Source organism: Microvirga sp. 2MCAF38, assembly GCF_052115485.1.
In the GTDB taxonomy this organism is placed as follows: Bacteria; Pseudomonadota; Alphaproteobacteria; order Rhizobiales; family Beijerinckiaceae; genus Microvirga.
Genome location: NZ_JBFRGU010000004.1, coordinates 392,737 through 407,160, shown reverse-complemented (window position 1 = coordinate 407,160; position 14,424 = coordinate 392,737). Strand labels below are relative to the sequence as shown.

Here is a 14,424-nt window from a genome sequence, read left to right as displayed (position 1 = left end):
GTTTTAAGCCGCCGGTGTCGCCACAAGCCCGCGCTTGGCGAGAAGTGCGTCGGGCGTTGGCAAACGTCCTCTGAACGCCACATAGGCCTCAGCCGGATCGCGCAAGTTTCCAGCGGCGTAGATGAAGCGCTTGAGCTTTTCCGCCGTCTGCGGATCGAAGGCGTTCCCGCTCTCCTCGAATGCGTTGAAGGCATCCGCGTCCAGCACCTCCGACCACATGTAGCTGTAATAGCCGGACGAATAACCATCACCTGAAAACACGTGCGCGAAATGCGGTGTGCGGTGACGCATGATGATTTCGCGCGGCATGCCGATCTTGTCGAGGGAGGCTTTCTCGAATGCGCCGACATCGAGATCGTCGACCTTGGTCACAGAGTGCAGATCGATATCGACGAACGCGGAGGCGAGATATTCCACCGTCGCAAAGCCTTGATTGAAATTGCGCGCGGCCATCAGGCGATTCAAAAGATCTTCCGGAATCGTCTCACCGGTTTTGTAATGGGTCGCATAGCGGCGCAGAATATCGGGCTGCGAGAGCCAATGCTCGTAGAGCTGCGAAGGCAGTTCGACGAAGTCCGTTGAAACGCTCGTGCCCGCGAGCAATGGGTAGGTCACGTTCGATAATAAGCCATGCAGGGCGTGACCGAATTCGTGGAAGAGCGTGCGGGCATCGTCGAAGCTCAGGAGTGCCGGTTCGCCTTTGCCGCCCTTCGAGAAGTTCATCACGTTGATGATGATCGGGCGAATGTCGCCGGTCAGCTTTTCTTGCATGCGGAAGCTGCTCATCCACGCGCCGCTGCGCTTCGAGGGCCGTGCGAAATAATCGCCGATGAAGACGCCCACATGCGCGCCTGCTTTATCGGTGACCTCCCATGCGCGGATATCGGGATGATAGCGCGGGAAGTCCTTCAATTCCTTGAAGCTCAGTCCGAACAGGCGATGTGCCGTGTCGAACGCTGCTTCGATGATGCGATCGAGCTGGAAATACGGCTTGATGGTCGCCTCATCGAGATCGTGCTGCGCCATGCGCACCTGCTCGGCATAGTAGCGCCAGTCCCAGGCTTCGATGACGATGTTGTCGCCGCGCGCTTGCGCCTGAGCCTGCAGATCGTCCCGCTCGTCCATGGCGCGGGCGCGCGCGGGCTTCCAGACGGCGTTGAGAAGGTTGCGCACGGCATCCGGCGTCTTCGCCATGGTGTCGGAAAGCTTGAAATCGGCGAATGTCTCATAGCCGAGAAGTTTCGCGCGCTCTGCCCTGAGCGAGACTGTCTCGGCGATGATCGCCTTGTTGTCGGTCTTGCCTCCGAGATCGCCGCGCAACGCCCAGGCCTTGAAAGCCTGTTCGCGTAAGTCGCGCTGACTCGAATATTGCAGGAACGGCTCGATGCTGGAGCGCGAGAGCGTAATGATGTGTTTGCCGGGAAGACCGGCCTCCTCCGCCGCCTGTGCGGCCGCTTCACGTAGGAAGGCCGGCAGGCCGGCGAGATCCGCCTCGTTTTCGATCACAAGACGATAGGACGTCTCGTCCGCCAGCACGTTTTGCGAGAATTGCGTGCCGAGTGTCGCAAGGCGCTCCGTGATGGCAGCAAGGCGCGTCTTGCTGTCACCGCGCAGTTGCGCGCCGGCGCGCACGAAGATCGTGCGATATCGGTCGAGGACGCGCGCCTGTTCCGGCGTCAGGCTCAAGCCGTCACGATTTTTGTGAAGAGCGTCGACGCGCGTGAACAGCTTCTCGTTCATGAAGATGCTGTTGCGGTGTTTGGCGAGGAGCGGCGCCATCTCGCGCTCGATGGCCTGAAGTGCCGGATTGGTATGTGATCCGGCAAGGTTGAAGAACACCGCGCTCACGCGCTTGAGTGTGGCTCCGCTCTTTTCCAGGGCCTCGATGGTGTTGCCGAAGGTCGCGGTTTCCGGATTTTCGGCAATGGCCTGAATCTCCGCTTGCTGTTCGACGAGGGCCTTGTCGAAGGCCGGTTTGTAATGCTCCGGCGCGATGCTCTCGAAAGGCGGCAGGCCGAACGGGCTGGTCCAGGGCGTGGAGAACGGGTTGGTTGTGACTGATTCGGCCATGTGGGGTTCGCTTTGCGGCTTGTCGTTCCCCGGGAAGGTAGTGGCCTCACTCCTGGACGGAAAGAGGGGTCTTCGACGGGTTTACTCTTCCGTCGGGCAGATATGTCTGCAGAAACGCGATGACCCGTTGAATGCCATCGGTTAGCGCCTTGCCGCGGAAGCCGTGCCCCTGGCTCGGATAGATGTGGATGTCGTGCGGTATGCCTCGCTGCTTGAGCAGCGCTTCAATGGCATAAGCATTGGCGACAGGCACGATAGCGTCGAGTGCCCCATGGAGGATGAGCGTCGGCGGTAGGCGCGGATCAGCCGTGAAAGCGCCGATAGGCAGCGGCCCGTAATAGGCGATAAGCGCCTTGATTCGGGGATCGGAACTGGCGACGAGGCCCAGGGCGGCTCCGAGTGAAATTCCGATGATGCCGATGCGGTCGGGATCGACCTCCGGCAGTCCCGAAACCCAATCCGTTGCATCCTTGACCGTTTCCAACCAGGGTTTGAAATTCTGGAACAGGGTGGCGAGCGAGGCGTGCCACTCCTCCGTTCGATTGAGATAGTGAATGAGATAGACCCGGTATCCGGCCGCAGCCAGGGCGTTGGCGCCCTCGCGGTATCGCGTATTCGTCTTTGGGCCGTCCGCCCCATGAAGCATGAGCAAGGCCGGGCGCCGGTCCAGGCCTTCTGCCACGATGGCTTCGACCAGGATCGCTGTCTCGCCGCTGACAAAGCTCAGTTTTTGTGTCGTCACCGTCATCGGTGGTTTTATTCTCCGACGGCGGCCGGTAAGTCGCCGCCCCCGAATTAGAAGCATGTTGCAGTGCAAAAAGCGAGGTAAAAGGCCCCGACTGCGGGGGCGTGACGCGGGAAGGATCGTTCCGTGCCGTCGGACGTTGACGGATTGCCGCAGGCTGTTCTGCGGCTCGATCAAGGATACCAATGGCCGCCCGCGACCCCGATTTCGACCCCTCCCTTCGACAAAACCGAATTCCTTCCCCTCAAGTGCCCGGCGTCTCGGGGCTCGTGACCCTGATCGTCACAGCCGGTGTTCTGGTTGCCTTGTATGTGGGGCGGGAGGTTTTTCTGCCGATCACGCTGGCGATACTGCTCGCCTTCGTCATCGCACCTTTCGCCGATATTTTGCGGCGCCTGGGTCTTGGTCGGGTGCCGTCGGTCCTCATCGTCGTTGTCCTTGCGCTCGGGATTCTGTTCTCTCTCGGAAGCATGATCGGCTACCAAGTGGCCGGGCTTGCGAAAGAGTTTCCGACCTATCAGGCGACAGTCAAGGACAAGCTCTCAGGCCTGCGCGAAGGTATGATCGGCAGATTGCCGGGGCTCGTCCGAAGCATTGGCCAGGAGTTGAATAAAGCCACGAAGGAAGAAACGCCCCTAGCGACTCCTCCCTCTTCTGTCGCCCCGCCCGAGCAGAAGCCGCTGCCTGTCGAAGTTCATCAACCGGAGCAGACGTCGCTCGAACTCGTGCAGGATATTCTCGTTCCGGCGCTGAAGCCTTTCGCCACCATCGGCATCGTGTTCGTCGTGCTAATCTTCATCCTGCTGCAGCGGGAAGACCTGCGGGACCGTATGATCCGCCTATTCGGTGCGACGGATCTCCATCGCACGACGGTGGCGATGGACGACGGCGCGCGTCGTTTGAGCCGCTTCTTCCTCACACAGCTTGCGCTCAACGCATCCTACGGCGTCTTCATTGCGTTGGGATTGTGGGCCATCGGCGTGCCGAGCCCTATCCTGTGGGGAATCTTCGCCGCGTTGATGCGCTTCGTGCCTTATATCGGTTCGGTCATCGCCGCCATATTGCCTGCCCTGCTCGCCGCCGCCGTCGATTCCGGGTGGACCATGACGATCATGACGCTGGCTCTGTTCCTGATTTCGGAGCCGATCATGGGGCAGATCGTCGAGCCGCTGGTCTATGGCCAAAGCACCGGCCTCTCTCCCTTCGCTGTGGTCGTGGCGGCAATCTTCTGGACCTGGCTGTGGGGACCTGTCGGTCTGCTGATCGCAACGCCGCTGACCCTCTGTCTTGTGGTACTCGGCCGCCATGTGGAACGGCTCGAATTTCTGGATGTCCTTCTCGGCGACAGACCCGCTTTGTCGCCTGCTGAAAATCTCTATCAACGCATGCTGGCGGGCGATCCCGACGAGGCGCTCGAATCTGCTGAGGCGCTGCTCAAGGAACGCCCGCTCTCGGACTACTACGACGAGGTTGCACTCGGTGCCCTTCAAATGGCGGCGAACGATGCGGCGCGCGATGTTCTGACAGAACTCCAAATGGAGCGGATTACGAACGTGGTGCAAACGCTCATCCATGATCTCGACGCTCATGCCGATACCGAGCCGAAGCCTGATCATAAAGGTACGGCATCCGACGTAATCGCATTGGAAGCGGGGCCCATTCACGGAACCTGGAAAACCAGCGGCGCGGTGATGTGTATCGCCGGGCGCGGTCTGTTCGACGAGGCGGCGGCAGCGATGTTGGCGCAGCTTCTCGAAAAGCACGGCCTCGGATCGCAAGTGGTGCCTGCCGAAGCTGTTTCGCGCATCGCCATCGCAGATCTCGATACGGAGGGCGTGAAAATGGTGTGTGTGTCGTCTCTTGAATTCGGAGGCACACCTGCGCGTTTGCGCTATCTCGTGCGGCGTCTCAAAGTGCGAATGCCCGACGTTCCGGTCATCGTGGGGATTTGGCGCGCGGATGCCATGCCGACGGAAACGGATGCGCTTTGCACGACCCTCGGTGTGGATGGGTGCGTCGTGACCCTGCACGACGGCGTTGCACGGTGCCTCGAACGCGCCAACGAGGACGCGGACGATCGATCGCAAATGGCGCGGCCGGCAGCGAATACCGGCACAGGTGTGGAATCACCCATGCCGGTTCGTAAAGATCAAGCTGTAGGAGCTTCCAAAAACTTCTCCGCGTAATGACAGGCGACCTTTCGCCCATCGAGTTCGCGAAGGGCAGGGCGCTCGGTACGACAGCGATCCGTCACATAGGGACAGCGCGTCGAAAACACGCAGCCCGTGGGTGGATTGAGCGGGGACGGCAATTCGCCCTTCAGCACGATGCGTTCGCGCTTCTGGCCGGAAATGCCGGGTGTCGAGGAGAGCAGAGCCTGCGTATAGGGATGAAGCGGGCGGGCATAGATCCGCTCCTTCGGTCCCTGTTCGACCACGTTGCCGAGATACATGACGAGCACGTCATGGGCGATGTGCCGAACGACGCCGAGATCGTGCGAAATGAAGAGATAGGCAAGCCCCATCTCCGCCTGCAGATCGGCAAGAAGATTCAACACCTGCGCCTGGATCGACACGTCGAGCGCGGAGACCGGCTCGTCCGCCACCACGAGCTTCGGCGACAGCATGAGCGCGCGCGCAATGGCGATGCGTTGGCGCTGGCCGCCTGAGAACATGTGCGGATAGCGATTGTAATGCTCAGGCCGCAAACCCACCTTCGTCATCATCGCGCGCGCGCGTTCCGTGCGATCGGTCGAGGAAAGGCTGGTGTTGATGGCCAGCGGCTCTTCGAGAATGGAGCCGACTTTCTTGCGCGGGTTGAGCGAGCCGTACGGGTTCTGGAACACGAACTGCACCGTCCGGCGCAAGGTCTTGGCCATGCCGGCGGGCTGGTTGACGGCATCATGGCCGTCCAGCGTCAGCGTGCCCTCGGTCGGCTTTTCGATCAGCGTGATCATGCGGGCAAGCGTGGATTTGCCGCATCCGGATTCGCCCACCACGGCAAGCGTCTTGCCGGGCTCGATGGAGAACGACACACCGCCTACCGCTTGCAGATGGGCGGGTTCCTTGAACAGACCGCGTTTGATTTCATAAACGCGCTTAAGGCCTTTGGCTTCAACGACAGGAGCGCTCACGACGCAGTCTCCGCTCCAAGAGGATGATCGGCTTTCATATGAGCTTCCCGGCTCGGATCCCCGAGCGGATAATGGCAGCGAATCTGACCGCCGGCCCAGGAATGCAACTCGGGACGCACATTGCGCGAATGGTCGGTGGCATAAGCGCAGCGCGGGCTGAACAGGCAACCCTTCGGCCGGTCATAGAGGCCCGGCACGACGCCCGGAATAGTGGCAAGGCGCCCGCCTTCGCTCCGCTCGGGGAGAGCCGCGAGAAGGGCCGCCGTGTAGGGATGCTGCGGCGAGGCGAAGAGATCTTCCGCCGCGCGCTCTTCCATGATTTGGCCCGCATACATGACCATCACGCGCTTCGCCGTCTCGGCCACGACACCCATATTGTGGGTGATCATGACGAGACCCATGTTGCGCTCTTTCTGCAGGTTCATCAGCAGATCGAGGATCTGCGCCTGGATCGTCACGTCGAGTGCCGTCGTCGGTTCGTCCGCGATCAGGAGCTTTGGATTGCAGGCGATCGCCATGGCGATCATCACGCGCTGATTCATGCCGCCCGACAGCTGATGTGGATAGGCGGAGAGACGACTTTCCGCTGACGGAATGCCGACCTGTTCCAGAAGGTCGATGGCGCGGCGGCGGGCCGTCTTGCGGTCCATACCTTCATGCAGGCGCAGCGTCTCAGTGAGCTGGAAGCCGATGGTGAAGCAAGGATTCAGGCTCGTCGTCGGCTCCTGGAAGATCATGGCGACGTCCTTGCCCGTGAGCTTGCGGCGCTCGCGGTCGGGCATCGTCAAAAGATCGCGTCCGTTGAAGGAGAGCTTGTCGGCTCTCACCTTGCCGGGGAAGGGAACAAGGCCCATGAGAGCGAGCATCGAGACGCTTTTTCCGGAACCGGATTCGCCCACGACACCGAGAACTTCGCCTTCCTCGAGCTTGAGGCTGACGCCGTCCACGGCGCGCATGATGCCGCCTTGGGTCGGAAATTCGACCGAGAGGTTTTCGATTTCAAGCAGAGCCATGATCAGCGCTTCAATTTAGGATCGAGGGCGTCGCGGAGACCGTCGCCCAGAAGGTTGAAGGCCAGCACCGTGACGAGGATCGCAAGACCGGGGAAGGTCACGACCCACCAGGCGCGGAGCACGAATTCGCGGGCATCGGCCAGCATCGTTCCCCATTCGGGTGACGGCGGCTGTGCGCCGAGACCGAGAAAGCCGAGGGCCGCCGCGTCGAGGATCGCGGTGGAGATGCCCAGCGACGCTTGCACGATGAGGGGCGCGGTGCAGTTCGGCAGGACCTCCTTGAACATCAGACGCAACGTGCCGGCGCCGCTGACGCGCGCGGCGGTCACGTAATCCTTCGATGTCTCGGTGATCACGGCCGCACGGGCAAGGCGCACGTAGTGCGGCAGGATCACCAGGGCCACGGCGAGCATCGAGTTGACGAGGCCAGGGCCCAGCACCGCCACGATGACGATAGCGAGAAGCAGGCTCGGCATGGTCAGGATGATGTCCATCAAACGCATGATGGCGATCTCGGTAATGCCACGCGAGAAGCCCGCCACGAGGCCGAGCACCGTGCCGAGCACAATGGAGATCGAGACGACGATCACGCCGATCAGGAGCGACAAGCGCGAGCCGTAAATCAGGCGCGAAAGGATATCGCGACCGATGGCATCCGTGCCCAGCGGATAGGAGAACGAGCCCCCTTCCTGCCAGAACGGAGGTTTGAGGGCTATGGCCGTATTGGTGAGATACGGCGAGTGCGGTGCGAGCACGTCTGCGAGTAGCGCCACCAGGATGACGCCGGCGATGATGAAGAGCCCGGCGACCGCGCCGCGATTGGCGCTGAAATAGCCCCAGAATTCACGGAGCGGATGAGGCGGCGCTGCGGGTGCAGCCGCAACGCCCGGAGCTTTGATGGTTTCTGCGGTCATCGGTTATGCCTGATGCGCGGATTGATGAGGCCATAGGTGAGATCGACAAGCAGGTTGACGCTCATGACGATCACGCCGACGAGGAGCAGGCCGCCCTGAAGGACGGGATAGTCGCGACGGAAAATCGCTTCGATCAGCCACTTGCCGATACCGGGCCAGGAAAAGATCGTCTCGGTCAGAATCGCGCCCGTAAACAGAACGCCGACCTGCAGGCCGATGACGGTGACGACGGGGATCAACGCATTGCGCAAGGCATGCAGGAAGATGACCCGGAAGCGCGAGAGGCCCTTCGCCTTGGCGGTCCGGATGTAATCCTCGCCGAGCACCTCCAGCATCGCTGAACGTGTCATGCGCGCGATGGTGGCGAGCGGCTGGGTTCCGAGCACGATGGTCGGCAGGATGAGATGTCCGAGCGCCGACAGAAACACGCCTTCATCTTCCGAGAAGAACGAATCGATCAGGAGGAATCCGGTGACCGGTTCGATGTAATAGAGCACATCGATGCGGCCTGAGACCGGGGTCCAGCCGAGCTGAACGGATACCACCAGAATGAGGATGAGGCCCCACCAGAAGATCGGCATAGAATAGCCGGTCAACGATATGCCCATGACCCCATGATCGAAGATCGAATTTCGTCGAACGGCGGCGATGATCCCGGCGGGAATACCGAGCAGAAGCGCGAAAATGATCGCGCACAAAGCCAATTCGACGGTCGCAGGGAAGAGTGTCTGGAACTCGCTGAGCACGGATTCCCGTGTCACGATCGATTTGCCGAGATCGCCATGCAGAACGCGCTCGATATAGTAGCCGTATTGCACGATCAGCGGCTGGTCGAGCCCGAAATCCTTCTTGAGCTGTTCATGGCGCGCAGCGTCGATGCCGCGTTCGCCCGCCATGGTTTCGATCGGGTCGCCTGGCACCAGGCGGATGAGGAAGAAAGCCAAGAACGTGATCCCGATGAACGTCGGGATGACGAGGCTCAAGCGTGTGAGGATGAAGCGGAACATGTCTTTAAAAGGAAAAAAGGCGGAGCGGCTATGAAGCCGCTCCGCCAGAGGCCGATGTGAAAGCCTTACTTACCCTTGATATCCACGCCGTAGAAGGTGTGGCGACCGAAGGGCGAGAGCTTGAAGTCGACGACTTCCTTGCGGATAGGCTTCAGCTGCACGGCGTGAGCAACCGTGAACCAAGGAGCCTGCTCCTTGAAGATCACCTGAGCCTGCTTGTAGAGCTCGGTGCGCTGCTTCTGGTCGGACGTGACCTTCGCCTTGGTGACGAGGTCGTCGAACGGCTTGTAGCAGAACTTAGCGATGTTCGAGCCAGAAACGCCCTTGGCCGAGTCGCAGCCCAGCAAGGTGTGCAGGAAGTTGTCCGGATCGCCGTTGTCGCCCGTCCAGCCCATTTGACCCATCTGGGATTCGCCCGCCTGAAGGCGCTTGCGGTACTCACCCCACTCGAAGGTCTTGATTTCAGCCTTCACGCCGATCTTGGCGAGATCAGCCTGCATAAGCTCGGCGACACGCTTGCCGTTCGGATTGTAGGGACGCTGAACCGGCATCGCCCACAGGTCGGTTTCGAAGCCGTTGGGGTAGCCAGCCTCGGCCAGGAGCTTCTTGGCAGCGGCCGGATCGAACGGATCGTCCTTGACGGCGTCGTTGTACGACCACATCGACGGCGGAATCGGGTTCTTGGCCGGAACGCCGCTCGACAGGTACACCGCGTCGACGATGGCCTTCTTGTCCATGGCCATGTTGAGCGCCTTACGGACGCGCACGTCGTCGAAGGGCTTCTTCTGGGTGTTGTAGGCGAGGTAGCCGACGTTGAGGCCAGCCTGATCGAGGACCGTGACGTTCGGATCCTTCTTCATGGCGTCCAGGTCTGCCGGGTTCGGATACGGCATCACATGGCATTCGCCCTTCTGGAGCTTCGCCCAGCGAACGGATGCGTCCGGCGTGATCGAGAACACGAGGTCGTCGATCTTGGCCTTGCCGCCGTAGTATTCATTGAACGCCTTGTAACGGATGGTGGCGTCCTTCTGATACTGAACCAGGTAGAACGGACCCGTGCCGATCGGCTCTTGGTCGATCTTCTCCGGCGTGCCGGCCTTCAGCATCGCGTCGGCGTATTCCTTCGACTGCACGGCCGCGAATTCCATCGCGAGGTCGGCCAGGAACGGCGCTTCCGGCTGGTTCAGAGTGACCTTGACGGTGTAGGGGTCCACCTTCTCGACCGACTTGAGCAGCTTGGGCATGCCCATGTCGTCAAAGTAGGAGTGGTTCGGGCTCGTGACCTTGAAGAACGGGTTGTCCTGCTTCCACTGACGTTCGAACATGAACACGATATCGTCGGCGTTCATGTCGCGGGTCGGCTTGAAGTTCTTGTTGGTGTGCCACTTCACGCCCTTGCGGAGGTGGAAGGTGTAGACCGTGCCGTCAGCGGAGATGTCCCACTTTTCAGCGAGGCCGGGCTGTACCTGCGTGCCGCCACGCTCGAACTCGACGATGCGGCTGTAAACCTGGGTGCTGGCGTCAAAAGACGTACCGGTCGTGTTCACGCCTGGATAGAAGTTCTCGGGGCTGCCTTCCGAGCAATAAACGAGAGTTTTGGCTGCAAGCGGAGCGGCGGCCAGGAAGGCCGGAACGCAAACGGCAGCGAGAAGCGCTGACTTCTTCATGTCTTTGTCCTCTGAGACGGCACTGGAGGCGGCCGTTCTGAGACAAAGTTAAGGTGCGAAGCCTCGCGAATGTCAATCTATGGGAGCAGAGTTCCGGTTTCTTGGGGAAAAATAAATCATTTCATGCTTACCAAGGCCGGGTTTGGCATTTTTCTGACGAAAATTAGCAAAAACAGCTCAGGACTGTTAGTTGGCTTATTCCACATTTAATGTGTGTATGATAGTGCCCAGCCGAGCCGCGAGATCTTCGCGGCTGAAGGGTTTGGTGAGAATCGGATATCCCTCTGGCATCTTGTCGGGGTCAGCATAGCCCGTCACGAGGAGAACGCCGAGACTGGGCCGGTGGGCGCGTGCGTGATCGGCGAGCTCGAGGCCCGTCATTTCCGGCATGGCAAAATCGGCGACAATGAGATCGATGCGCGAGCTCGATGCCACGATCTGCAGGGCCGCAGCGCCGCCCGACGCTTCAATGACGTGATGTCCCATCTCATTCAAATAGGCGGCCGTGACCGCGCGAACCTGCGCATTGTCGTCGACCAACAGGATGTGAGATTTCGGCGCCCTAAAATCGATCGGCGCATTTTCTTCAGCACCCCTGTCGGCGCGCGCCGAAGCTCTGGAGAGGTAAAGCTCCACGCTCGTACCCGACCCGATCGTGCTATCGATCGTCACCACGCCGCCGGATTGCTGCGCGAGTCCGTAGACCATCGCAAGCCCGAGGCCGGTACCCTTGCCCACTTCTTTTGTGGTGAAGAACGGTTCGAACACGCGAAGCAACACGTCGGGCGGTATGCCTGCTCCGGTGTCGGCGACGGACACGACGACGTAATCGCCCTCCGATAGATCGGCGATCTCCCCATCCTTCACGGAGGCGCTGCGCGTAGACAGGGTGATGGTTCCCCCCTCGGGCATGGCGTCGCGAGCGTTGATGCAGAGATTGAGAATGGCGAGCTCCAATTGATCCGGATCGACCCTTGCCGGAAACAGGCCCCCCGTCAGGTTCCTTTCAATTTTGACCATTCCGCCGAGGGTCCGCGTCAACAGATCCGTCATGCCGACGACGACCTCGTTCACATCCACATTGCGCAGGCTCATGTCGCGCTGGTGGCTGAAGCTGAGGAGACGTTGTGTGAGCGAGGCGCCCCGTTCCGCGGCATAGATGGCATTGTTCAGCAGTCTCGAAAGACGCGGATCGTCGGGTAGTCGACGCGAAGCGAGATCGAGGCTTCCGAGAACCGCCATCAGCAGGTTGTTGAAATCATGCGCGACGCCGCCCGCGAGCGTTCCGAGCGCTTGCATCTTGTCGGTCTGGCGAAGCCGCATTTCCATCAACTTGCGCTCGGTGACATCGCGCTCGATGGTCGCAAGGCTCGTCACCGCTCCCGTTTCGCCGAGAATTGGAATGCGATGGCTGACGATCCAGCGCGACAAGCCCTCGGCACTCTGTTCCTCATTGAGAATTTCGATCGGTTGCGCGGCTGCTATGGCCTCTCGGTCCGCGCTTTCCACCGCGAGAGCTTTTTCGGGAGTGACAAACTCGCCTTCCTTGCGCCCGATGCAAACCTCGATGGAGGCACCGAGACTTTCCGCCTTGCTGGTGTTCAACCGTATGAATGCCCCATCCGGACTTTTGAAGGAAATTTGATCCGTCGAGTTTTCCATCAAACCGCGCAGCAGAGCGCGTTCAGTCTCCAGTTCGCGGGCGAGACGATGCCGCTCATAGGCCGATGCCACCATGCTCGTGAGCGCGATGGGGTCCCAGGGTTTGGGAACATAGGCCATGATGCGGCCTTTGTTGACCGCACTGATGACCGCTGTCAGATCGGCATATCCGGTAAGAAGTATTGTCTGCGCGTCGGTCAGCGATCCGGCCTTGGCGAGGAGCTGATCGCCCGGCATGTCCGGCATGCGCTGATCGGAGAGAATGACGGCGATATCGGGCTCGCGCTTTAATATGGCGAGCGCCTCACCTGAGGATGAGGCGGTCAGAACGCGATAATCGTCCTCGAACAGATCTTCGATCGCCACGAGAATATCGGGCTCGTCATCGACGACGAGGATGGTGCCCCGGCCCAGATTTTCACTGATAAAGGCCTTCATTCGACATTTCGCCGTGGGATCATGATGGTGAAGCGAGCCCCTCCCTCCGGGCCGGTTGTAACGCGGATCGAACCATCATGAGCCTGCACGACGCTATAGGCTATGGCAAGGCCAAGTCCTGTGCCGGTGCCGACGGGTTTCGTCGTAAAGAAGGGTTCGAAGATGCGTTCTCGAAGGTCATGCGGAACTCCAGGTCCCGAATCACCGATGACGATCGTATAGGCTTCGTCGTCGTTTGTGGTCTCGATTTCGATGGTGCCAGAATCCTCGATGGCGTCTGCAGCATTGCTGACGATGTTCATGACGACCTGGTTCAAGAGAGCCGGCAGGCAGTAGAGTTCTGGCGTGGCATCATATCGGCGCCTCACCGCGATACGATTACCGAGTTTCGGTGCGAGGAGGGTCAGCACCGTCTCGATGGATTCCGACACATTGATGGTCTGGAAACTACCTTCCTCGAGACGCGAGAACCGACGCAGGTTCACGACAAGATCCTGAATGCGTTCCAATCCCATTTTCATCGCATTCAAACGTTCACGCGATTTGGTGATTTTGGCGTCGAGCCCAACCTCAGGTGGCACGCGTGCGGCGAATTCGCCCAACAGCTTCTCGACGGTGCCCTGATGAGCAGCAATGAAGGCGAGGGGATTATTGATCTCATGCGCAATTCCGGCGACCAGTTCGCCGAGCGAAGCCATCTTGGCCGCCTGCACCAACCGTCCCTGCGTTTCTCTCAGCTTGTGGTTGGTTTGCTCCAACTCGGTATTGGCTTGGGCAAGTGCGCCGACAAAGGAGGCCCTGGTCTGAGCCGCGACGGCTTCCGCGCGCGCGCGTTCGACGGCGAGTTCGTGTTGCCTCAGTTCCGCTTCGATGCGTGCATTCTCGTCCTGCACCAATTTTCGGCGCACGAGGGCGCGGATACGCACGCGCAGCACATCTTTATCCACCGTCGCTGGAATGACGTCATCTGCGCCTGCCGCAAAGGCTTGGGACAGAACCTGACCGCCTTCGTCGTTGCCGAGCCCGACAATGTAAAAGCTCGGGGCTTCCATATCCGGGAGCGAAGCTGCGCCACGATAAGTGTTTAGCTGCCGACACAGCTCGACGCCGTCGAAGTTGGGGCTGCGGATATTGACGATGATGCAATCCCAGGATGCCGATCGCGAGCTGACAAGATCAACACCCTCCGCCCGATGAGACGCGAGCGTGACGTCGTAACCTTCGCGCGACAAAAGATCATGCAAGAATGCCGGATAGATCGCACTGTCGTCGATGATGAGGATCGAGGTGCGCCGAAAGACGCTGCTGTCGTTCGATTCCGTCGGCGACGGAAGACGTCGACGCAGAAGCGCGCGGATGCGCAGGAGGATCAGATCGTGTTCCGCCGATTTTTGAACATAGGCGTCCGCACCGCTCTCCAAACCTTCCCTTTCCCGTGATCGCTCGCGCGTCTCAGTGAGCATGATGATGGGAATGGCCCGCGTGTGCATGTTGAGGCGCATCTGTCGCGCCAATTCGTCGCCGTTCATGCCGGGCAATTGGTGGTCGGCGATGACGAGGTCTGGCAGACGCTCGCTCAGGCTCTCCAGCGCCTCCTCCGCGGATGCGCATAAGGCAACCTGGAACCCGTTTACGTGAAGGGTTTTTCGAACCTCCAGCGCTTGATCCTCGTTGGCCTCCACAAGGAGAACACGAGCAGCGCGTGCTTCGATCGCCTCTCTCATGCAATGTCTCTCTGTAGCCGTGATCGAGCCGCTGACACCACGCCGGTCTCC

General features: G+C 60.3%; 10 protein-coding genes. 1 reads left to right on the top strand and 9 read right to left on the bottom strand.

Annotation, left to right across the window (positions count from 1 at the left end; genetic code table 11):
• Positions 1–3: 3 nt before the first annotated feature.
• Together AB4072_RS10810 and AB4072_RS10805 are read right to left on the bottom strand one after the other, a co-directional pair.
• Complete coding sequence (locus AB4072_RS10810) at positions 4–2,070, bottom strand: M3 family metallopeptidase (protein WP_441967920.1); 2,067 nt, start codon at positions 2,068–2,070, stop codon at positions 4–6.
• A gap of 46 nt (positions 2,071–2,116) precedes the next feature.
• The gene (locus AB4072_RS10805) at positions 2,117–2,818 is read right to left on the bottom strand and encodes a dienelactone hydrolase family protein (protein WP_441967919.1); all 702 of its coding nucleotides are present in this window, start codon (positions 2,816–2,818) and stop codon (positions 2,117–2,119) included.
• A 182-nt stretch (positions 2,819–3,000) separates the two neighbouring features.
• Here AB4072_RS10805 and AB4072_RS10800 point away from each other — a divergent pair, with 182 nt between their 5' ends.
• Positions 3,001–5,001 carry an AI-2E family transporter gene (locus tag AB4072_RS10800; RefSeq protein ID WP_441967917.1) on the top strand — a complete coding sequence of 667 codons (2,001 nt, stop codon included), beginning with the start codon at positions 3,001–3,003 and terminating at the stop codon, positions 4,999–5,001.
• On the opposite strand, the gene AB4072_RS10795 is transcribed toward AB4072_RS10800, so the two are convergent.
• The 7 genes from AB4072_RS10795 to AB4072_RS10765 form a co-directional block, all read right to left on the bottom strand.
• Positions 4,965–5,948, bottom strand: a complete 984-nt coding sequence (locus AB4072_RS10795) for a peptide ABC transporter ATP-binding protein (protein WP_441967915.1) — start codon at positions 5,946–5,948, stop codon at positions 4,965–4,967. The two genes, AB4072_RS10800 and AB4072_RS10795, sit on opposite strands and share 37 nt — an antisense overlap.
• Entirely contained in the window at positions 5,945–6,961 is a 1,017-nt protein-coding gene (locus AB4072_RS10790) for an ABC transporter ATP-binding protein (protein ID WP_441967913.1), read from the bottom strand. Before AB4072_RS10790 ends, AB4072_RS10795 begins: the two co-directional genes overlap by 4 nt.
• Positions 6,962–6,963: 2 nt before the next feature.
• Positions 6,964–7,875: an ABC transporter permease subunit gene (locus AB4072_RS10785; RefSeq protein ID WP_441967911.1), complete on the bottom strand. Its 912-nt coding sequence runs from the start codon at positions 7,873–7,875 to the stop codon at positions 6,964–6,966.
• On the bottom strand, positions 7,872–8,882 hold the full coding sequence (locus AB4072_RS10780) for an ABC transporter permease subunit (protein WP_441967909.1): 1,011 nt from the start codon (positions 8,880–8,882) through the stop codon (positions 7,872–7,874). The genes AB4072_RS10785 and AB4072_RS10780 overlap by 4 nt, the downstream gene beginning before the upstream one ends.
• Before the next feature lie 65 nt (positions 8,883–8,947).
• Positions 8,948–10,549, bottom strand: a complete 1,602-nt coding sequence (locus AB4072_RS10775) for an ABC transporter substrate-binding protein (RefSeq protein ID WP_441967907.1) — start codon at positions 10,547–10,549, stop codon at positions 8,948–8,950.
• A 195-nt stretch (positions 10,550–10,744) separates the two neighbouring features.
• Positions 10,745–12,649 carry a response regulator gene (locus tag AB4072_RS10770; protein ID WP_441967905.1) on the bottom strand — a complete coding sequence of 635 codons (1,905 nt, stop codon included), beginning with the start codon at positions 12,647–12,649 and terminating at the stop codon, positions 10,745–10,747.
• A complete protein-coding gene (locus AB4072_RS10765; RefSeq protein ID WP_441967903.1) occupies positions 12,646–14,373 on the bottom strand; it encodes a response regulator in 1,728 nt (575 codons plus the stop codon). Before AB4072_RS10765 ends, AB4072_RS10770 begins: the two co-directional genes overlap by 4 nt.
• Positions 14,374–14,424 lie beyond the last annotated feature (51 nt).